The 21,738-nt window shown below is 42.7% G+C and carries 21 protein-coding genes; 3 read left to right on the top strand and 18 right to left on the bottom strand.

Going from position 1 to position 21,738, the window contains the following annotated elements; all coding sequences use genetic code 11:
- Positions 1-71: 71 nt before the first annotated feature.
- The 16 genes from lpxC to mraZ form a co-directional block, all read right to left on the bottom strand.
- The gene (lpxC, locus tag PSH54_RS09160; RefSeq protein ID WP_004589422.1) at positions 72-983 is read right to left on the bottom strand and encodes a UDP-3-O-acyl-N-acetylglucosamine deacetylase; all 912 of its coding nucleotides are present in this window, start codon (positions 981-983) and stop codon (positions 72-74) included.
- 106 nt (positions 984-1,089) lie between these two features.
- Positions 1,090-2,337 (bottom strand): cell division protein FtsZ, encoded by a 1,248-nt coding sequence (ftsZ, locus tag PSH54_RS09155; protein WP_004589421.1) that lies wholly within the window; start codon positions 2,335-2,337, stop codon positions 1,090-1,092.
- A 23-nt stretch (positions 2,338-2,360) separates the two neighbouring features.
- A complete protein-coding gene (gene ftsA, locus PSH54_RS09150) occupies positions 2,361-3,593 on the bottom strand; it encodes a cell division protein FtsA (protein WP_004589420.1) in 1,233 nt (410 codons plus the stop codon).
- Positions 3,590-4,375 (bottom strand): cell division protein FtsQ/DivIB, encoded by a 786-nt coding sequence (locus PSH54_RS09145; protein WP_004589419.1) that lies wholly within the window; start codon positions 4,373-4,375, stop codon positions 3,590-3,592. Before PSH54_RS09145 ends, ftsA begins: the two co-directional genes overlap by 4 nt.
- Position 4,376: 1 nt before the next feature.
- Positions 4,377-5,297: a D-alanine--D-alanine ligase gene (locus PSH54_RS09140; protein WP_126008179.1), complete on the bottom strand. Its 921-nt coding sequence runs from the start codon at positions 5,295-5,297 to the stop codon at positions 4,377-4,379.
- Positions 5,294-6,703, bottom strand: a complete 1,410-nt coding sequence (gene murC, locus PSH54_RS09135) for a UDP-N-acetylmuramate--L-alanine ligase (RefSeq protein ID WP_443197770.1) — start codon at positions 6,701-6,703, stop codon at positions 5,294-5,296. Before murC ends, PSH54_RS09140 begins: the two co-directional genes overlap by 4 nt.
- 42 nt (positions 6,704-6,745) lie before the next feature.
- On the bottom strand, positions 6,746-7,822 hold the full coding sequence (gene murG / locus PSH54_RS09130; RefSeq protein ID WP_154945036.1) for an undecaprenyldiphospho-muramoylpentapeptide beta-N-acetylglucosaminyltransferase: 1,077 nt from the start codon (positions 7,820-7,822) through the stop codon (positions 6,746-6,748).
- The gene (ftsW, locus tag PSH54_RS09125) at positions 7,819-8,994 is read right to left on the bottom strand and encodes a cell division protein FtsW (protein WP_004589415.1); all 1,176 of its coding nucleotides are present in this window, start codon (positions 8,992-8,994) and stop codon (positions 7,819-7,821) included. Before ftsW ends, murG begins: the two co-directional genes overlap by 4 nt.
- Positions 8,991-10,325: a UDP-N-acetylmuramoyl-L-alanine--D-glutamate ligase gene (gene murD, locus PSH54_RS09120; RefSeq protein WP_273605983.1), complete on the bottom strand. Its 1,335-nt coding sequence runs from the start codon at positions 10,323-10,325 to the stop codon at positions 8,991-8,993. Before murD ends, ftsW begins: the two co-directional genes overlap by 4 nt.
- The gene (mraY, locus tag PSH54_RS09115) at positions 10,326-11,408 is read right to left on the bottom strand and encodes a phospho-N-acetylmuramoyl-pentapeptide-transferase (RefSeq protein WP_004589413.1); all 1,083 of its coding nucleotides are present in this window, start codon (positions 11,406-11,408) and stop codon (positions 10,326-10,328) included. It lies immediately after the preceding gene.
- Positions 11,408-12,790 carry a UDP-N-acetylmuramoyl-tripeptide--D-alanyl-D-alanine ligase gene (locus PSH54_RS09110; protein WP_273605982.1) on the bottom strand — a complete coding sequence of 461 codons (1,383 nt, stop codon included), beginning with the start codon at positions 12,788-12,790 and terminating at the stop codon, positions 11,408-11,410. Before PSH54_RS09110 ends, mraY begins: the two co-directional genes overlap by 1 nt.
- On the bottom strand, positions 12,787-14,265 hold the full coding sequence (murE, locus tag PSH54_RS09105) for a UDP-N-acetylmuramoyl-L-alanyl-D-glutamate--2,6-diaminopimelate ligase (RefSeq protein WP_273605981.1): 1,479 nt from the start codon (positions 14,263-14,265) through the stop codon (positions 12,787-12,789). Before murE ends, PSH54_RS09110 begins: the two co-directional genes overlap by 4 nt.
- A complete protein-coding gene (locus PSH54_RS09100) occupies positions 14,258-16,075 on the bottom strand; it encodes a penicillin-binding transpeptidase domain-containing protein (RefSeq protein WP_029774064.1) in 1,818 nt (605 codons plus the stop codon). Before PSH54_RS09100 ends, murE begins: the two co-directional genes overlap by 8 nt.
- Positions 16,072-16,398 carry a cell division protein FtsL gene (ftsL, locus tag PSH54_RS09095; protein WP_024033306.1) on the bottom strand — a complete coding sequence of 109 codons (327 nt, stop codon included), beginning with the start codon at positions 16,396-16,398 and terminating at the stop codon, positions 16,072-16,074. The genes PSH54_RS09100 and ftsL overlap by 4 nt, the downstream gene beginning before the upstream one ends.
- A complete protein-coding gene (gene rsmH / locus PSH54_RS09090) occupies positions 16,395-17,333 on the bottom strand; it encodes a 16S rRNA (cytosine(1402)-N(4))-methyltransferase RsmH (protein WP_004589408.1) in 939 nt (312 codons plus the stop codon). Before rsmH ends, ftsL begins: the two co-directional genes overlap by 4 nt.
- 28 nt (positions 17,334-17,361) lie before the next feature.
- Positions 17,362-17,820: a division/cell wall cluster transcriptional repressor MraZ gene (gene mraZ / locus PSH54_RS09085; protein ID WP_004589407.1), complete on the bottom strand. Its 459-nt coding sequence runs from the start codon at positions 17,818-17,820 to the stop codon at positions 17,362-17,364.
- A 769-nt stretch (positions 17,821-18,589) separates the two neighbouring features.
- Here mraZ and PSH54_RS09080 point away from each other — a divergent pair.
- Genes PSH54_RS09080 through PSH54_RS09070 form a run of 3 tightly spaced genes read left to right on the top strand, consistent with a single transcriptional unit; the run spans position 18,590 to position 19,634 of the window.
- Positions 18,590-18,928 carry a DUF883 domain-containing protein gene (locus PSH54_RS09080; RefSeq protein ID WP_096042303.1) on the top strand — a complete coding sequence of 113 codons (339 nt, stop codon included), beginning with the start codon at positions 18,590-18,592 and terminating at the stop codon, positions 18,926-18,928.
- 6 nt (positions 18,929-18,934) lie between these two features.
- Entirely contained in the window at positions 18,935-19,381 is a 447-nt protein-coding gene (locus tag PSH54_RS09075) for a hypothetical protein (protein WP_273605980.1), read from the top strand.
- A gap of 10 nt (positions 19,382-19,391) precedes the next feature.
- Positions 19,392-19,634: a hypothetical protein gene (locus tag PSH54_RS09070; RefSeq protein WP_004589129.1), complete on the top strand. Its 243-nt coding sequence runs from the start codon at positions 19,392-19,394 to the stop codon at positions 19,632-19,634.
- Positions 19,635-19,704: 70 nt separating this feature from the next.
- Here PSH54_RS09070 and PSH54_RS09065 read toward each other — a convergent pair whose 3' ends face one another.
- Complete coding sequence (locus tag PSH54_RS09065) at positions 19,705-20,685, bottom strand: glutathione S-transferase family protein (RefSeq protein ID WP_273605979.1); 981 nt, start codon at positions 20,683-20,685, stop codon at positions 19,705-19,707.
- Between the two features lie 21 nt (positions 20,686-20,706).
- Entirely contained in the window at positions 20,707-21,549 is an 843-nt protein-coding gene (locus PSH54_RS09060; RefSeq protein ID WP_096740169.1) for a pirin family protein, read from the bottom strand.
- Positions 21,550-21,738: the final 189 nt, after the last annotated feature.

Raw genomic sequence — 21,738 nt, 5'->3', positions numbered from 1 at the left:
AAAAAAAATGACGCTATTAAGCGTCATTTTTTATAACTGTTTGTGAGCGTGTATTTTTAAAAAATACTAAATTAGGCCGTCGCTAATTCAAGGCCGGGTGCAGGCATCGTAACAGGCGTTTCAAATGTTGCCCACTCCCATGCTGACTCTGTTGCCATAATTTTGCGAAGTAACTTATTATTTAAATCGTGACCCGATTTATAAGCCGTTACTTTACCTAGTAGGTTATGACCTGTCATAAACATGTCGCCCACACAGTCTAATATTTTGTGTTTTACAAATTCATCGCTGTAGCGCAAACCATTTGGGTTTAGTACTTTAAAGTCATCAAGTACTACTGCGCTGTCCATGCTGCCACCAAGTGCTAGGTTATTAGCATGCATGTATTCTATGTCTTTCATAAAGCCAAACGTACGTGCACGGCTAATTTCTTCAGTAAAGCTTTGCGCAGTAATATCTAAACCAATGCGCTGGCGGCTTTCATTAATGGCCGGGTGATCAAAGGCAATTTCAAAGTCGATATGAAAACCATCATATGGTTCTACTTCGGCCCATTTATCACCTTCTTCAATACGTACTTTTTCTTTTATACGAATAAAGCGTTTCGCAACATTTTGCTCTTCAATGCCGCCTTTTTGTAACAAATAAATGAACGGTAATGCACTACCATCCATAATCGGCACTTCTGAGCTGTCTAATTCAACAATTAAATTATCGATACCCATTGCAGCAACCGCTGCAATTAGGTGCTCAGTCGTTGATAAGCGAACGCCATCTTTGTTAATTAAACAGGTACACAGCTGCGTATCACCAACGGCTTCAGGTGTTGTTTCAAAATCAACAACCGGATCAAGGTCGACACGACGAAATACAATCCCGGTATTTGCGCTCGCAGGTCGGAGAGTTATTGTGACCTTCTCACCTTTATGAAGTCCAATTCCTATGGCTTTGACTACTTGTGCAATCGTACGCTGTTTAATCATAGGTTCGCTCACTTTTAAATCAGTTACAGTTAGACGGCGGAGTTTAACATAAATCCTTTTGCCTTTCAATATTTGTACATATTTCAAACAAAAGCATTAGTAAATGTTAATCAGCCTGCTTACGTAAAAAAGCCGGAATATCAAAATAATCTCCGCCTTCTGATTTATCCGCTTTTTTACTGTTTTGCGCTGATGAACTTGCCGTGTTGCTTGAGCTTGTAGATGGCGCTTGTTCTTTGCTTTCTACTTGTGTGCTTGGCGTCGTTTCTTCAGTGCTTGTGCCTTGGCTTGCAAAGCTTGGTACGTACATGCTGCTAGATTGGTTTGATGAACTTGCTACATCAGAACCTGATGCCTTTTTAAAGCCGTTATCAACAATACCAAACTGCGGACGACGATCGCCGCCTAAACCCGTAGCAACAACAGTTACACGTAACTCGTCGCTCATTTCTGGGTCAATAACCGCACCTACAACCACAGTTGCATTTTCAGACGCTAGCGCTTTAACGTGGTTACCCACAATTTCAAATTCTTCAATCGCAATGTCCATACCCGCGGTAATATTAACCAAAATACCTTTAGCACCGGTTAAATCAACGTCTTCTAGTAATGGGCTTGAGATAGCCGCTTCTGCAGCTTCTTGAGCACGATCTGGGCCTGATGCAGAGGCTGTGCCCATCATGGCAGTACCCATTGCTGACATTACGGTACGTACGTCGGCGAAATCCACGTTAATTAAACCAGAACGTGTAATTAGCTCCGCAATACCTTGAACCGCACCAAAAAGTACATCGTTTGCTTTAGCGAAGGCATCTAACAGTGTAGTCCCTTTACCTAAAACTTTAAGCAATTTATTGTTCGGAATTGTAATAAGTGAGTCTACAATTTCTGACAATTCGTTAATGCCTTGTTCAGCAGCTGCTGCGCGCTTTTTGCCTTCAAAGTCAAAAGGACGCGTTACTACAGCAACCGTTAAAATACCTAATTCTTTGGCAATTTTAGCAACCACTGGTGCAGCACCAGTACCTGTACCACCCCCCATGCCGGCAGCAATAAATACCATATCTGCGCCTTCAAGGCTGGCACGGATTGTTTCTGCATCTTCTTCAGCCGATTCGCGGCCTACTTCTGGGTTTGCACCCGCACCTAACCCTGAGGTTATTTGCGTGCCTAGTTGTACGGTAATATCGGCAGCGGAATTACGTAATGCTTGTGCATCCGTATTTGCGGCTATAAAGCGCACGCCTTCTATTTGTTGTTTTACCATGTGCTCAACAGCGTTACCGCCGCCACCGCCCACGCCAATTACCTTAATTACAGCTTCTTCGCTGTGTTGTTCCATCATATCAAACATGTTTACTCTCCGACTTGAGTACTTTAAAACTCGCCTTGGAACCATTTAGTAATGCGGTTCCACCAATTATTATTATCCTCTGCTTTCGACTTTTGTGCATTCATCGATTGCATAGTGCGCCCGTATTGTAACAAACCTACAGCGGTTGCGTACGAAGGATCGTCTACGTAGTCTGTCAAACCAACTATCCCGATTGGTTTGCCTATTCTCACTGGCATTTGGAAAATGTCTTCAGCCACTTCCATTGCGCCAGTCATTTTAGCAGTCCCGCCTGTAATAACGAGGCCTGCCGCAATTTGGTCTTCTAAACCTGAGCGACGAATTTCTTCCATCGCTAATTCAAATAATTCTCTAAAACGAGGCTCTACCACTTCAGATAAAGTATGGCGCGACATTAATCGTGCTGGTCGCCCGCCTACACTTGGTACTTCTATGGTGTCTTCGTTACTGGCCATTTGGCTACTTGCACATGCATATTGTACTTTGAGTGACTCAGCATGTGATATAGGTGTACGAAATATTTTTGCAATATCACCGGTTACTTGATTACCCGCCACTGGGATAACCGAAGAATGACGTAATGCCCCGTTAATATAAATAGTGATATCCATTGTACCACCACCAATATCAAGTACCGCTACACCAAGCTCTTTTTCGTCATCGGTTAAAACCGAGTAACACGATGCAAGTGCGGTAAATATAAGCTGATCAACCTCTAAACCACAGCGCTCAACACATTTTTCAATGTTTTTAGCCATGTCGTTTGAGCAGGTAATAATGTGTGCACGTGCTTCCATACGTACACCGCTCATACCAAGGGGGTTTTTAATGCCCTCTTGCATATCAATGCTGTATTCTTGCGGTAATGCATGCAGCATTTTACGCTCGGCCGAAATAGGCACAGAGCGCGCTATATGAATTACATTTTCAATGTCTTCATCGGTTACTTCTGTATTATTGATAGCAACCACGCCGCTTTCGTTTTGACATTGTATGTGCTTGCCAGAAATCCCTAAGTACACTGAGCTAATACGACAATCAGCCATTAACTCGGCTTCATCTATTGCTCGGCGAATCGACTCAGACACTAAGTTTAAATCGTTAACGCCGCCTTTATCCATACCATGAGATACTTGGCTGCCCACACCAACAATGCTGAGCTTGTTATCTGCGGTGATTTCACCTACCGTGGCCACCACTTTTGAGGTACCAACGTCTAATCCAATCACTAGGTTTCTTTCTGCTGACTTAGTCATGCCTTACTCTTATTTTGTAATTGCTGTTCTTGCACAGGCTTATAGCTAACTGCAAGGCCGGTATCATAGCGTAAATCTATTGCATCTATTTGTGCATCTGCACGCTTTTCCATGCGCGGGTACACATCTATAAACCGCTGTACTCGCTTTGCTTTGTCTTTGCGCCCTAAATTTAAGCGCACACCATTATCTAACCATAACTGCCACGAAAAACGCTCCGAAAGGGCTAAGCTTTTTAACGTTAACGCATTTACCTTTAGCATTTCGTCAAACTGCTTAAAGGCAATCCACGCTTCTTTTTCGCTGCCTTCTGGGCCGTAAAGTTGCGGTAAATCATTGGCGAGTTTATCGCTACTTGCTTCAAAGGCATCGCCACTTTGGTTTAGCAGTAAATCGCTATTCCAATGGGCTACGGCTTCGTGCTCAACTACGTACACTTGTATTGTATCGGGCCATTGCTTGCGTACCGATACGGTTGCAACCCAAGGTAAATCTTTTACCAGTTGCTGTACGCGTTTTACATCTAGCTCAAAAAAACTGCTTAAATCGGCCTTTTTTATTGCTTTTATTATGGCCTTTTCGTCAGTGTATTTGGGCTTTCCTAGCACTGTTAAGTGCTTTATTTGTGCATCTTTGTTCTCTACTAGCCAATCAGATACACCGGTAGTTATTTGCACGAGCCCAATCACTACCACTAGAAAAAAGCTCACACCAAAAATTAGCGACCAATTAAAGTTAAGTTGCTGTTTTAACTGTTGAGCTTTTTCTAAAAGGGGATGCATATTAAAGCGTTTGCCCCAAAATGCGAACAACTAATTGCTCAAATGTTGCCCCGTTTGCTTTTGCCGCCATAGGCACCAGCGATTTTTCGGTCATGCCAGGGACTGTATTTACTTCTAATAAATAAAAGTTCCCCTGCTCATCTTGCATGGCATCTACACGGCCCCAGCCGCTTGCACCCACTAAATCAAACGCCTCTAACGAGATAGCCTGTAAGTGCTGTGTATCTTGCGCCGATAAATCTGCAGGGCAATGATACTGTGTTGTATTTGATTGATACTTAGCTTGGTAATCGTAAAAACCATTTGGAGTCGTCATTTCAATCACAGGCTGTACTTCATCGCCTAATACAGTCACGGTAAACTCGCGTCCGGTTATCCACTGCTCTACTAACACTTGGCTATCAAACTTAAAAGCGTGTGTAAGGGCATCTTCAAGCTCTTGAGCGGTACTTGCTTGCGCCATACCTATGCTTGAGCCTTCGTGCGATGGCTTAACCATTACTTTTTTAAACTCATCCATAATAGCTTTTGCATCAAAGCCTTTTTTAGCATCAACCACTGCATAAGGCGCTGTGCTTAGCCCTGCAGATTTAAATAAATGCTTACAACGGACTTTATCCATTGCCAAGGCTGAGCCTAATACAGTGCTGCCCGTGTATGGCAAGTTCATAAATTCAAGTGCGCCTTGCACTGTACCGTCTTCGCCACCACGGCCATGCAAAGCAATAAAAACACGATCGACCTTTAATTCTTTTAGCTCCCACAAAGAGCGATTTTGCGGGTCAAAAGCAATGGCATCAACGCCGGCATTTTGTAGTGCATTAAGCACCGCTTGCCCTGATCGTAGTGACACTTCGCGCTCTGCTGAGTTACCCCCAAGCAGTACTGCTACTTTACCAAATTGCGCGTTTTCTTGCGTCATACTTCACCTTGCTTTAATTTTTCCACCGACATACCTGTTGCCGCTAATGTTTTAACCAATTGTCCTATATTACCAGCGCCTTGCGTTAATACTAAGTCGTTATTTTGTAAGTTATCTGCCAATACACCAGCAAGCTCTGCGCTCGTTGCTACATGTAGAGGCTCTTTTCCGCGCTGACGTAAGCTGCGGCACAAGCTTTTACTGTCTGCGCCAACAATAGGCTCTTCGCCGGCACTGTACACATCTAGTAATAAAAGTTGATCTACATCTGCTAATACTTTTACAAAGTCTTCGTATAAATCGCGTGTACGGGTAAACCTGTGCGGTTGATAAACCATAACTAAACGCTTTTCTGGCCAGCCTTCGCGTACCGCTGCAATGGTGGCAGCAACTTCTGATGGGTGATGTCCGTAATCATCCACCAGCATGACATTGCCGCGCTCGTTTTCAAAGTTGCCATAATGCTGAAAGCGTCGTCCTATGCCTTCAAATTTTTGCAGCGCCTCTAAAATTGCGTGGTTAGCAATGTTTTGATCTTTAGCCACTGCAATTGCCGCCGTGGCATTAAGTGCGTTGTGCTTACCTGGCATATTAAGCGTTGCACTTAAGCATTCACCGCTTTTATGTGTCACTGTAAAAGTACAAGTACTTGCTGATTGGCTAAAATCACTCATGCGGTAGTCAGCATCTTTTGACTCGCCATACGTGATCACAGGGCGACCAAAACGCGGGATCAACTCACTTGCTACCTGCGAGTCTATGCACACTACGGCTAAGCCATAAAATGGCAGATTATGAATAAAGTCCACATAAGTGTCTTTCATTTTCTCAAGACTGCCGCCATAGGTTTCCATGTGATCTTCTTCAATATTGGTGATCACCGATACCATAGGCTGTAAATGCAAAAACGATGCATCGCTTTCATCTGCCTCAGCAATTAAAAAGTCGCTCTTGCCCACTTTTGCATTACTGCCCGCGCTATTTAATAAGCCGCCAATAATAAAAGTAGGATCAAGCCCTGCCTGAGCATAAATGCTGGCAATTAAACTGGTTGTTGTGGTTTTACCATGTGTGCCCGCAATAGCAATGCCATGGCGAAAACGCATTAATTCGGCAAGCATTTCAGCACGGCGAACTACCGGTATACGCGCTGCTTTTGCAGCAATAATCTCAGGGTTTGTTTCGTCAATAGCACTTGAAACAACAACTACGTTGGCATCTTTTACGTTGTTTTCGTGATGGCCTATAAATACTTCTGCACCGGCTTTAATTAAGCGTTCGGTCATTGCGCTGTGCGCTATATCTGAGCCTGTAATGCGATAGCCTTCAAAAGCCAGTACTTCAGCAATGCCGCCCATACCCGCACCACCAATACCAATAAAATGGATGGTTTCTATTCGACGCATAGCAGGTCGAGTTTGTTGTTCTTGTATTGACTTATCTTTCACTTATTTTCTCTTATTTGTTACTTGCTCACAGTGCGAGGCAACGCTTGCTGTGGCATCTAAAATGGCTTGCTGCTTAGCATTGCTGGCCATTTGTTTAATTAATATAGGCTTTGCCAAATACGGGTTTAATAGCTCAACTATTGAATCTTTATTAAACTGCGGCTGAGGCATTAAAAGCGCGCCATTTGCGGTTACTAAATACTTTGCGTTGGCGGTTTGATGATCGTCTACCGCATGTGGAAACGGCACAAATACAGCCATTTTACCCGCGGCGGCAATTTCACTAACAGTCAGTGCACCAGCACGGCAAATAACAATATCGGCCCACGCGTAGGCGGCGTCCATATCATCTATAAATTCAGCAACTTTTAGGTCTTCATCTGCAATGTTGTTTTTCGCATACTCACTTTTCACGCCCTCAATATGGCCTTTACCTGTTTGGTGCCACACTTTGATTGGCGCTGTTTTAGCAAGTAAATTAAACGCCTCTGGCAGTGTTTGGTTAAGCACTTGTGCGCCTAGCGAGCCACCCACCACTAAAATATTAATAGGGCTTGAAACATCACGTTTAGCTACATTAGCAACGCTTGCACGAACTGGGTTACCGACTAATTCGGCTTGCCCTGGTGCAAAGGCGCTTGGAAACGCAGCAAGTACTCTGTTAGCAAATTTTGCCAACCACTTGTTGCTCATTCCTGCTACTGCATTTTGCTCATGAATCACCAGTGGAATGCCTAAACTTTTAGCGGCAATGCCGGTTGGCCCGGTTACATAGCCGCCCATAGCAAGCACTACATCTGGTTGCTGAGATTTCAATACCTTACGCGCCTGCAATATTGCATTAAGTACCATGAATGGGGCTTTAATAAGACGCTTTAAGCCATTACCGCGTACGCCCTTTACATTAATAAAATCAATTTCAATGTTATGCTTTGGTACAACATCCGCTTCCATTCTATCTGGCGTGCCTATCCAGCTTACTTGCCAGCCTTGCTCTTTTAAATAATCGGCTACAGCAATACCTGGGAATATATGCCCGCCTGTACCACCGGCCACAACTACTAATTTTTTACTCATCGCTTACCTCCGCGTGAGGTGGCTTGTTTGGTTGCCATTTTGGTTTCAAAATCAACACGCAATAAAATACCGGTGGCAATCGTCATTATTAATAAACTTGAACCACCATACGAAATAAACGGCAAGGTTAACCCTTTAGTCGGTAATAACCCTGCACTGGCGCCTACATTAACCATGGTTTGAAACGCAAACCAAATGCCAATAGCAAACGCAAAATAGCCTTCGTATTCTTTGCCACATTTTAAAGCTTGTTGGCCTATTAAAAGCGCCCTAAATACAAACACAGCCAACACACATAAAATACTTGCTACACCTACAAGGCCTAGCTCTTCACCTATAACGGCAAAAATAAAATCGTTATGCGCCTCGGGTAAATACTGTAACTTTTGCACGCTGTTACCTAACCCTTGGCCAAACCAGCCACCTTGGCTGTAGGCCATAAGCGACTGCACTAACTGATACCCTTTACCAAATGGGTCTTCCCAAGGGTCTAAAAAGCCCACCACTCGCGCCATTCTGTATGGCTCTACAATAATCAGTAATACAACAAGCCCTACGCCCGTTAAAATAAGTACAAAAAATTGCCATAACTTTGCGCCGGCCAAAAATAACAACCCCACAGTTGTTACAAACATAACCACCACGGTTCCTAAATCGGGTTGTAGTAAAATAAGTAAGGCATAGACCGCAAATACAGCGATAGGCTTAGCAAAGCCTTTAATATTTTCTTGTACTTCTTCGCGCTTTCTTACCAAGTAGCCTGCTATATAACTGAAAAAGTATAATTTAGCGGCCTCGGCTACCTGAAAACCAACAGGTCCAATGGGTATCCAACGCTTAGCGCCGTTGACTTCGCGGCCTATTATTAACACGGCAATAAGTAGCACCATACCAAGCAGCAACAAATACGGGTTTGAGCGTTTCCACCAATCCATAGGCACGCTGGCGGCAATCCAAAATAAAACAAATGCCATCGCTAAAAACATGCTGTGGCGAATGGTAATATGGTATGAGTTATCAAACAGCCTTTCGGCTGTGGGCATTGAGGCGCTGGTCACCATTATAAAACCCACCCCTATAAGCATTAACATGCAATAAAGCAGTGGCACATCGTAAAGCTGTGCTGAGGGTTTTGGGGTGAGTGTTTCTTTTAAATCGGCAAAGGCAATCATAATTGCCCTTCCATTACACATTGCACAAAGTCATCACCGCGTTGCATGTAGTTGTTATACATATCAATGCTGGCACAAGCAGGCGCAAGTAATACAATGTCACCGCGCTTGCTAAGTACTTTAGCGAGCGATACCGCCTCTTGCATTGTGTTTACTAAGTGCGATTTACTCGTTAAAGCAGCAAGCTCTGCTGCATCTTTACCAAAGCATACAAGCGCTTTTACATGACTTTTTATATATGGCTTTAACGCACTTAAATCAGCGCCTTTAGCATCACCACCGGCTATAACAATCAGGTTTTCGTGATCTGAGGCCAAACTATCTATTGCCGCTATAGTGGCGCCAACATTGGTGGCTTTAGAGTCGTTAAAGTATTGAACACCATGTTGCTCATCAACAAACTGGCAACGGTGCGCTAAACCATTGAATTGAGAAAGCGCCGCTGCGTACTGTTCTTTACTAATATCAAACGGGCTTAATAACGCCATAACCGCAAGTGTATTTAAATAATTGTGCTTACCAACGACCGCAAGCGTGCTAACAGGTAAGTACGCCTCGCCTTTTACTATAAAGTGCAGCTCATTATTGCGCTCAGCTAAGTGGTAATCACCGAGGTCGGTGCCAAAGCTCATTTGCGGCGCTAAAGCACGACTAATAGGCTTAGTTTGAATATCATCTGCGTTGGTTACTAAAAGCTCAGCATTGTTATAAATGCTTAATTTAGAGTCGATATAGGCTTGGTAGCTGTCGTAACGATCTAAATGATCTTCAGATATATTTAATACCGCTGCGCTTATTGGTTTTAAGCTTGAGCAAGTATCTAGCTGAAAACTCGAAAGCTCCAGCACATACACATCAAAATCATCGCTTAGTAAATCCAATACCGCAGTGCCAATATTGCCACCTAATGCCACCTTATAACCTGCTGCTTTTAATACCTCGTAGGCTAAGGTAACAACGGTTGATTTACCATTAGAACCAGTAACAGCAACAACCGGTTTTGTATTTATACGAGCAAACAGCTCTACATCACCAATTACTTCAATGCCTGACTCTATTGCTTGAGCAATTGCGGGAATTTTTAAGCTAAGCCCGGGGCTTATGATGATCATATCGGTTTTACAAAGCGCGGCGCTAGCTAAATCACCAAAATGCGTATTAAGCTCAGGAGCATGCTCGCTTAGCCAATCCATACCTGGTGGCGCAACACGGCTATCAACGACCTTTGGTGCAAAACCATGAGATAATAAAAAACGCACAATGCCCAGACCGGTTACACCGAGTCCGAGCACTGTTATATGTTTGTTTTTTATCTCGTTTAAATACTGCATTTATCGAATCTTTAATGTCGCAAGGCCAGCAAGTACTAGCACAATTGAAATTATCCAAAAGCGCACAATAACACGTGGCTCTGGCCAACCTTTTAGCTCGTAATGATGATGAATCGGCGCCATTCTAAAAATGCGCTGTCCGCGTAATTTGTATGAGCCCACTTGTAAAATTACCGATAAAGCTTCCATTACAAACACGCCACCCATAATAATAAGCAGTAGCTCTTGGCGTACTAAAATAGCAATAATGCCCAGCGCGCCGCCAAGTGCCAGCGACCCTACATCTCCCATAAACACCTGTGCTGGGTATGTGTTAAACCATAAAAAGCCTAAGCCAGCGCCAACAATAGCGGTACACACAACCACCAGCTCACTAGCAAGCGGTAAATGCGGGATATGTAAGTAAGCCGAAAAGTTAATATTACCGGTTAAATAAGCAATTATGGCAAGTGCAGCAGCCACTAAAATAGTCGGCACTATCGCCAGGCCATCTAAGCCATCAGTCAGATTTACCGCGTTTGAAGTGCCTACTAATGCAAAGTAAGTAATTACAATGTAAAACAAGCCTAGTTGTGGCAATACATCTTTAAAAAATGGCACAACAAGTGAGGTTTCTGACGCTTGTGTACTCGTTGCATACAGTGCAGTTGCCACCACTAGAGCAATAACCGATTGCCAAAAATACTTCCATTTAGCAATTAACCCTTTAGGGTCTTTACGTATTACTTTGCGGTAGTCATCTATAAAGCCCACTAAACCTAATGAGCCAATTACAAATAAGGTTGCCCATACGTATTTGTTTGATAAATCAGCCCATAATAAGGTGCTGGTAAATATGGCGCCTAAAATAAGTAAGCCTCCCATAGTAGGAGTGCCTTTTTTAGATAAGTGAGATTCTGGGCCATCATCTCGCACTACTTGGCCAATTTGCATTTTTTGTAACGAACGAATGAGCTTAGGGCCAAAATAAAGCGACATCATTAACGCTGTTAATATGCCTAAAATGGCACGTAGGGTTAAATACGAAAAAACATTAAAGCCACTGTAATATTGGGTTAAATACTCTGCCAGCCAAACTAACATTATGATACTCCATTGATGGCTTGTTGCTGGCCATTTACTAAATCGGTTACTAATAATTCCATGCGAGAACTGCGCGATCCTTTCACCACAAGCGTGGTTTTATTGTTTGTGTTATTAAGACTGGTTTGAATTTGCTTGAGCATCTCTTCGCGGTTAGAAAAATGACGGTTTGGCTTATCAAATACATCGCTTGCGTATTTACTTAACACACCCAGCGTATACAGCTCATCAATGCCTTGTTGTTTTGCGTACTCGCCTACTTCTTGATGATAAGTTCTGGCTTGCTCACCAAGCTCTCCCATATCGCCCAGTGCTAAAATACGGTGCCCTTGAATATCACTTAATAAATCAATGGCTGCTTTTACTGACTTAACATTTGCATTGTAGGTATCATCAATAACAGTCAGTGAATCAGTTACTTTTATTAAATTTACCCGCCCCTTCACATCGCCCATGGTGGCAAGTGCGGTGGCTATCTCTTCAAGTGATACATCAAACTCGCTGGTTAAAGCCGCGGCAATAAGCGCATTGCTCACGTTGTGCTTACCAGGAAGAGCAAGCGCTACTGGTACTTTTTGATCTTGTGTACACAATAAAAAGCTCGCGCGAGCGTTTTCATCTAGGCTGATATTTTCAGCCCAAATATCAAGTTTTTCAGTACTTGAAAAACACTTAACAGTGCGCCCTTTTAATTTATCAAGCCAGTATTGGCTAAATTCGCTATCGCAGTTAACAATGGCAACGCCATTGTCTTTTAGGCCATCAAAAATCTCACCTTTTGCCTTAGCAACCCCCATTAGGCTACCAAAGCCTTCTAAATGCGCAGCGGCCACATTGCACACCACAGCTACATCGGGTTTTGCCATGGCGGTAGTGTAAGCAATTTCGCCTAAATGATTAGCGCCAAGCTCTATAACAGCAAAACGGTGCTGCGGCTCTAAACGTAATAGCGTAAGCGGTACGCCAATATCGTTATTAAAATTACCTTTTGTAGCAAGCACATCTCCGTGCACCGATAAAATAGCGGCGCACATTTCTTTTACCGTTGTTTTACCCACGCTGCCCGTAATAGCAATGGTTTTAGGGTTAACCTGCGCCATAACTGCCGCACCTATATTGCCTAATGCAATACGGGTATCGCTAACAACAAACTGCACAATATCTACATCTACTTTATGCTGAACAATAACGCCAATAGCGCCTTTTTGTTTAGCGTCAGCAATAAATTTATGGCCATCAAAATTAGGCCCTTTTAAAGCTAAAAACACCTCACCATCGCAAATGCTGCGGGTATCGGTATTAATATTTACTACATTGAGATTATCACCTTGATAATCGGTTGCTAGCACATTTGCCAGCCAATCAAAGTCCATTGGGATCATTGAGTTATCCCTCTTACTGCTTTTTTTAGTTGTTCTTTTACATAACTGCGATCGCAAAAGTCGATACGTTGATCGCCAATAATTTGGTAATCCTCGTGGCCTTTGCCGGCAATTAAAATTACGTCATCCGTATTTGCATTTTCTATTGCATAGCGAATGGCTTTTGCTCTATCAGCCTCTAAATGGGCTTTTTCAGGCTGCGATAAACCCGCTGCCACATCTGCCAAAATAGCATCTGGGTTTTCTGAACGCGGATTGTCGCTGGTAACAATAACCTTATCTGCATTTTGCTCTGCCGCTTGCGCCATTAAGGCACGCTTACCTTTATCTCTGTCGCCGCCACAACCAAAAACACAACTAACCCCACCAGGCACATGCTTTTGCAATGCTTGTAAAGCCAGAGCAAGTGCATCAGGCGTATGGGCGTAATCAACAACGCACGTGGGTAAATTAACTTCGCTAAACGCTTGCATACGCCCAGCAACGGGGTGCAAATGCGCACATCCGGCGGCTAACTGCTCAAGCGGATAACCTAGCCCCAACAATGTTGCCAGTGCCGCAGTTAAATTATATAAGTTAAACTCACCAAATAGAGGCGATGTTACGCTAATATCACCCCAACTTGTGCTCAACTGCGCCGAAATACCATTTTTAGAATACTCAACATCAGAAAAATATACATACTGTGCATTTTTAGGCGCTAAATTTTTACGGCCATAACAAATGAGATTATTAAAACTGTATTTTTCAAGCCATTGCTCTGCTTGCCCATCGTCTTGATTTAGCACCACTAACTGTGGGTCAAAATCGCGAAACAGCATAAGCTTGGCGTCGCCATAACTTGCCATATCGCCATGGTAATCAAGGTGATCGCGCGATAAATTAGTAAATACCGCCGCTTTAAATTGGCATTGTGCCACACGCTGTTGCACTAACCCGTGCGATGAAACCTCCATCGCCACAAGCTTTTTATGCTGCTGTTTTAAGTCATGCAATATGTGCTGCAAGTCAACAGCCGAAGGCGTGGTATTAATAAGTGGCGTAAGTGTATCGGGGTGGCCATAACCTAATGTGCCTATAATGGCCGAAGGGGTACTACAAAACTGCGCTAAATGCGCCATCATAGCCGTTGTTGTAGATTTGCCATTAGTGCCCGTTACACCAATTAAATCGAGAGATTGGCTGGGGTTTTCATAAAATTGACTCGCCAGTTCTGGGAGTTTTTTATCAAGCTCGGTTACTAAATACAGTGGCTCAAAAGTAACATCAAATTCGCACAGTCTATCGGCAATAATGGCTGTAGCGCCGTTTTCAATTGCTTTGGCAATAAACTGTCCGCCATCAAGCGCATGGCCTTTTATAGCCACAAATACATCGCCTGGCGTTACATCCCGGCTATCAAGGCGTAAATCTTTAACTAGCTGCGAAGGTGCATCTATGTCGATGTATTTTAAAATAGCCTTTAAATCACGCATCGTTATCTTTACCTTTTACGTAAGCCACTTCTTCTTTATCAGGGGCTACGTTTAATATTCTTAATGCGTTAGAGACGATTTCTGCAAATGCAGGGCCTGCGGTGGCACCTCCATAGTACACATCGCCACCGGGCTCATTTATCATCACTACCACAGCCAAGCGTGGATTACTTGCCGGTGCTACACCTGCAAAATAACCTACGTATTCATCACCGTAACCACCAGCAACCGCCTTTTTAGAAGTACCGGTTTTGCCTGCCGCGCGGTAGCCATCTACTTTTATGTTTCGGGCTGTACCGTCTTTTTCAAACACGCTTTCCATCATGTGAACAACGGCTTCTACGTCTTTTTGTTTAAAAATACGCTCGCCTTCTGGCACACCGTCTTGCTTTAAAATCGTTAACGGACGATTAATCCCACCGGCGCCTAACATGGTGTAAAAACGGGCCATTTGCGCCGTACTTACCGAAATAGCATAACCAAACGATAACGTGGCAATTTCAAAGTCAGACCAGCGGCGGTTTGGATAAAATAAACCACTACTTTCGCCAACCATGCCTGTGCCGGTATCGCTACCAAAGCCCACTTTTTGATATAAGCCAACTAAGTAATCTTTAGGTACTTGCTGCGTTACCTTCGCCACGCCCATGTTTGATGAATACTTTAAAATTTCGCGAAGCGTCATTTCACCGTGGTTACGGGTATCTTTTACTAAACTGCCGCCTAAACGCATCCAACCTGGGTAGGTATCAATGGTGTCGTCGGCTTTAATTGCGCCGTAGTCTAGCCCAGCTAAAATGGCTAGTGGCTTAACGGTTGAGCCTGGTTCAAACAAATCGGTAATTGCGCGGTTACGGCGTTTATGTGGTTGTGCATCGTTCAAATTATTTGGATTAAATGATGGGCTATTTACCATGGCCAAAACTTCACCGGTTTTAACATCAACCACCATGGCCGACCCCGATGTCGCTTTATATGTGAGTACAGCAGATTTTACTGCTTTATAAGCAATTGCTTGGATACGTTGATCAATACTCAGCTGAATATTTTCAGGCTCTACACGCTCACGCTCATCTAATACTTCAACTTCGCGGCCTTGGGCATCTTTACGAATAGTGCGGCGGCCTTCTTCCCCTGTTAAGGCATTTTCGTAGAGTTTTTCAATGCCTTCTATGCCTTTTCCATCAATGTTTGTAAAACCAATAATGTGGGCCGTTACCTCTCCTGCAGGGTAATAACGTTTAGACTCATCTAACAAATGAATACCAGGTAAGCGTAATTGGCTAATGTAGTTGGCAACCGCCGGTGTAACTTGGCGCTTTAAATACACAAAACGACGGGTGGGATCATTTAATAAACGCGAATTTATTTTTTTAGGCTCGATACGTAATACATCTGCCAGCTCACGCCAACGCAGATCATTTTCATAATAAACAGAAGTACGCTTATCAAGCTCAGCGGCATTTTCTGCAAGCGTTTTATGATCTTCACCGTTTTTACGTGCTTGTTTTATAACTTTAGCAACAAGTGACTTATGCAATGCTTTAGGATCGGCATACACACTGACTACAGGCACACTTACAGCAAGCTCTTTGCCTTGACGATCGAAGATCATACCGCGTTGTACATGTAGTTTTTCTACACGAACGGTGCGTTTATCGCTTTCTGAACGGGCTTTATCTGGCTCAATAACTTGTAAATAGGCAGCACGCGACACCAGTGTTACAAACACTAAAAACACCACAGTGCACACCAACATAAAGCGCCATGTGATTAAGTTATTGACCTGTTTTTTGCCGCGATTTCTCATTGTATTATTATTACCTGTTCATCCTGACTGGTAGGGCGCTTCATTTGAAGCTGCGTGGTAGCAACTTCTTCAATGCGCGCATGCTGCGAATAAAACTCTTCTTCTACAAGTAAATAACGCCATTCAAGGTCGAGCTCATCTCGCTCTTGTAGCAGCGTATCTTGCTTAATTAGCTGCGCGCGAGCCGAGTGCGTAACCTGTACTACTGCAAAGCTTGAAGCGAATATCACAACCAACAAGGCCGAGGTTAGCTTGTTAGCTCCTAGGCCTTTTAATATTTCTAAAAATAAATTGGGTTGGCGATGATTCGCTTTAGTGTTCATCCAAGCCTCTGTGCAATCCTAAGTACTGAGCTGCGAGAGCGTGGATTACGCTCTATTTCTTCAGCACTTGGTTTAATAGCTTTACCCACTGCTTTTAACGTCAGGTTTTTATTTATTTGTGCATCGGTTAAAGGCAGACCTCTGGGTATCGCTTCTCCCTTACTCTGTTTTCTAATAAATTGCTTCACTATTCTGTCTTCAAGTGAATGAAACGAAATAACCACTAAACGCCCACCTGGCTTTAATACTTTTACAGCGGCTTGCAGTGCGGTTTGAATTTCTTCCAGTTCACTGTTTATGTAAATTCTGATTGCCTGAAATGTACGTGTGGCTGGGTGTTTAAATTTATCTTTAACAGGCACCGCTTCATCGACTAAATCGGCAAGTTGCTTGGTTGTGGTAATTGGCGTGTGCTCTCTTACCTCAAGTACTTTGTGGGCAATACGCTTACCAAATTTTTCTTCACCGTAGGTTTTAATTACATGGGTAATGTCTTCAAGCTCAGCTTCGGCAAGCCACTGCGCTGCACTGCGCCCACTTGTTGGGTCCATGCGCATATCAAGAGGGCCGTCTTTCATAAAGCTAAAGCCACGCTCTGCGTCATCAAGCTGGGGGGAGGACACGCCAATATCTAATAAAATGCCATCAACTTTACCTAACAGATCGTTTTGCTCTGCAACATCGTATAAGTTAGAAAAACGGGTGTGAGCTATAGCAAAGCGAGCGTCATCGGCAAATTTTTCAGCCGACTTTATTGCTTGTGGGTCTTGATCAATGGCCTGTAAACGCCCTTGCTCACCAAGTCGAGCAAGTATTTGACCTGAGTGTCCGCCACGTCCAAAAGTACCATCCATGTATATGCCGTCTGGCTTAATTGCAAGAGCATCGATGGTTTCGTCCATTAATACGGATACGTGTTCAAATTGCGCAGTCATTAGCTTGTGTTTGCCTTTTTTAGTGCCGTTAGAGTGTGAAATTATCTAAATCTTGGTTTGCTTCAAAATCGCCGAGCCTTTCCAGCTCAGTGTCTTGGCGCATTTGTTCGTGCCAACGCGCTTCATCCCAAATTTCAAATTTATTCATTAAACCAACTAGCATGATCTTTTTGCCAAGTTCTGCGTGGCTACGCAATGAAGGCGCCAGCAAAATTCGACCATTTTTATCAAGTTGATACTCTGTGGCATTACCTAACAACATACGTTGCATTCGGCGAGCGCGTGGATTCATATTAGAGATTTTAGATAAGCGGCTTTCTATTTCTTGCCACTGTGCAAGAGGATACAACCATAAACACGGCTCGTTTAGCGCAATGGTACATATTACCGTTCCTTGATCTTCAGACAGCAAAGCGTCTCGGTACTTAGTCGGTACCGCAAAACGTCCTTTATCATCCAAGCTCAGTGAACTAGCGCCACGAAACATAAAAAGCCTACTTTTAAATTGTGTAATCGAGTTTCGATTAATTTGATCCAGTTAGATCCACTAAAAACCACTTTTTACCACAGTGCTCCAGTTTAGGGCTTGACAAGCCTTTTTGTCAAGTAAGCTGACCAGCTTTAACGTCTCGCTAAGCTAGAAAAAATAAGGCTTTACGCAAAGCGATTGAATTACGTGGGAAAAAGTGGAGGTAGTAGATAAAATTTTTTTAAAGCGATGCTAATAACGTTTGGTTTACATAATTTGCTTACTGAATCATCAATGAATAATTACAAAAAAATGAATCTAGGGCCTGTTGACCTTTAAGGATTATAATTTGTTCAATTTAGGGGGTATTTAATCGCGGCGTGAGGTTTGTAACCTAGTGGGCTAAGTAAAAACCGAGTAACAAAGAGTAAATGCCCCCTAGGCAGAACCCTTCGGGCAGCGCCTGTTTGACATTTATACGTCGTTATCGCCTATTTATGGGGAATAACCACACTACATAGGCTCTACCTTGCCTAAATCCCAAACAGACTGCTGCAAATTAAATCTCGAAAGGTAAACAGGCCCTAGGTTTATAGCCATGTAAAATTTACTTAGCACAGCAGCAATACTTACTTCATGCTGCTTTTTATTTAATCTACCGCACCCTACCTTAAATATATAAAAACAATAAAATCAATTAGTTAAATTATTTTTAATGGTTGGTTTAATCGTTGCATCTGCTATAGCACCAGTTAAATTTTTTTATTTTATTTATTAAGGATTGATTATGGCTACTGCAACAAATACAAAACCGAATACTGAAACAAACATGAAACCTGATCTTAAACAAAAAGAGAGTGAGGCACCGTTGACTGAAAAAGCAACGTCTGTAGCACACGATGCAGTAGATGCACTTTCAAGCAAGGCATCAGTTGCTGAGTCAAGCGTACGTAAAGGCGCTTCAAGCTCTGCAGAAGCACTAAGCGAAAAACAACTTATTGCTCGTGAAAAACTATCTGAGTGCAGCGCAAAAACGCGTGCTTTTGCCTCAGAAAATCCGCTAGCAACAGCGGGGATTGCTTTTGCGGCGGGTATGCTTGTAACGTCACTATTTCGTCGTAAGTAATTAATAATGAGTAGCTCACAAACAACAGCAACCACGGACGGTAATGCTCAAAATCAAACAACAGATGACCCTAGCCAAAAGGATGATTGGCAGGATCATATAGCAAAGATCATTGAATACTCTGACCAGCTCAAGGAGGATTATAAAACGCAAGGAAAGCTTACCCACCAACTTGCAAAGGCTGAGTGGAAGCTGTCGTTACGATCAATGGCGTTGATCACTATATTTTTAGGATGTTTTGCCAGTGGTTTGATTTTGTTGTGGGCCGGCTTACTAGGTGCAATTGGCTACGGTGTATATGATTTATTTGGCTCGGTTTGGCTTAGCTTTGCTACTGCTACACTCGCGCAAATAATTTGTTTAATTTGGCTTTGGCGAAATACCGTATACCTAAGCAATAAAATTGGCTTTAGTAAAACGATTAAAAGTTTAAAGCAACTTTTAAATCTATAAGGAAATAACCATGCTCGTTAATTTTCTAATTAAAGAACCCAATGAGAACGTTGACACGTTAAATAAGCAAATGGATTTACAGCATGCATTAAAACGCCAGCACCATGCAGCAATAAAGTATCGCTTTAAGCGCTTTGCAGCCACCAAGGTAGGATTGGCATCAGCCTTTTTAGCCGGAGCAACAGTTCAAGCTGGCAAAAGCGAAACCAGCTTTGTGCGAAAATACGGCTGGCTGGTAAAGTTATTTGCATAGCAGCAATTGCATTTATAAAAGCTTTTTTAAAAGTGCAATTGCCGCTTATTATAATGCCTTCTAATACCTCTTAGCCCAACTCGTCTCTATTATGATTTTGGCTAAAGTTTAACGCCGGCCCTTTTGGAATAATTTGCGTTGGGTTGATCATCGTGTGGCTAAAATAGTAATGTCGCTTAATATGCTCAAGGTTAACCGTACTGGCTACTCCCTCTATTTGGTATAACTCACGTACATAGTTACTCAGCGCTGGGTAGCTTTCAATGGTGCGTAAATTACACTTAAAATGCCCTACATACACGCTATCGAACCGAATGAGTGTGGTAAATAAACGCCAATCCGCTTCAGTTAATGTGCTCCCCATCAGGTAACGATTTTTACTTAGTATGCCCTCTACTTTATCAAGTGCTTTAAATAACGCAGTAAATGCATCTTCGTATGCTGTTTGTGTGGTTGCAAAACCCGCTTTATATACCCCGTTATTGATATTGGTATAAACAAGGTCGTTAATTTCGTCAATATCAGCCTGTAGTGTTTTTGGGTAATAGTCATCCATATTATTCGTAATTTCATTAAATGCGGTATTAAACATACGAATAATATCTGCAGATTCATTGCTAACAATTTTATTTTGATGCTTATCCCAAAGCACAGGCACAGTTACTCGCCCACTGTAATTTTTATCGTGCTTGGTATAAATTTGATGTAAGTATTCACTATTAAATAAATCATCGCCGCTACTGAGGTTATCTTTATCAAAGCTCCACCCCTTATCTAACATATCTGGACTGACTACCGATACGCTAATAATATCACTTAGGCCTTTTAGCTGTCTGAATATAAGTGTGCGGTGCGCCCACGGGCACGCTAAGGCAACATATAAGTGGTAGCGATTTGCTTGCGCCTTAAACCCACCACTTCCTGTAGGACCAGGGCTGCCATCTTTTGTGATCCAATTACGAAGCTGCGCTGCTTCGCGTTTAAATTTACCATTATTCGAGTCGGTGTCGTACCATTTGTCTTGCCATTGGCCATCAACTAATAAACCCATAATAACCTCCTCATTTAACTATTAAATGTTGCCAAATTCACCGTTTTGATAATCACGCACCGCTTGTTTAATTTCCTCTTGCGTGGTCATTACAAATGGGCCCATATGTGCAATAGGTTGCTCAAGTGGGTCACCCGCTAAAATAAGTATCCCCGCCCCCTTTTGTGAAGATATATCAATGTCACTGTTTTCACTTAATATAAGCAACTTGCCAGCATTAAATGTTTGCTCGTCACCTGTAATAAGCTCACCTGTATGAACATAGATCATCACTTTACGTTGTTTAAGCCCTGCTAACTGCATGCGTGTATTAACGGGGAGAGTAACATTGGCCAGTGCAGCATTGGCCGCTAAGCTTTGCAAACTCGACGTTAACGTACAATCTTCAAACTGCCAATTACCCGCAAGAGCTTTAAAGCTCACGCCATGCTTGTTAGTGACTTCAGGCGCTGGATTTTGTGTAGTATCTTGATAACGTGGCGCACGCATTTTTTCGCCACTGGGCATATTGATCCAAATTTGAAAGCCATGCAGCCCCTCTTTTGCATCTGTTAGTGGCATTTCACTGTGCATTACGCCTCTACCTGTACTCATCCATTGTACATCACCAGATCGGATCGCTTTTTTGTTACCCATTTGATCTTGGTGTTCAAAGCCACCTTTAATAATGTACGTAAAGGTTTCAATGCCGCGATGAGGGTGCGGTGGAAAGCCACCAATATAGTCACTTTCATTGTTAGACTTTAGCTCATCAATCATTAAAAAAGGGTCGAGATATTTGCCATCAAAACCAGGTATTCGACTTATGTTTACACCATCACCATCTTGGGTGGCGTAAGCAGTTAACACTTTTGCTATGTTCATATTTAAAATACTGTAGTAGATTAATTAATGAGCTTATTAAAGCATTCATAAAACAATACGACTATGTCTTTAAATCGAGCAAAACATTCTATTTTTTAGAAAGTTGAGTGCTTATTTTGATAATTCGTTTATTTGGCATAATAAGCTTCATGATTAAAAACACAGACTTAAGCTGATTTCTAATAACTT

Origin of the sequence: Pseudoalteromonas sp. Angola-30 (genome assembly GCF_028599215.1) — a bacterium.
GTDB lineage: Bacteria > Pseudomonadota > Gammaproteobacteria > Enterobacterales > Alteromonadaceae > Pseudoalteromonas > Pseudoalteromonas atlantica.
This window is presented reverse-complemented; position numbering and strand designations above follow the sequence as displayed.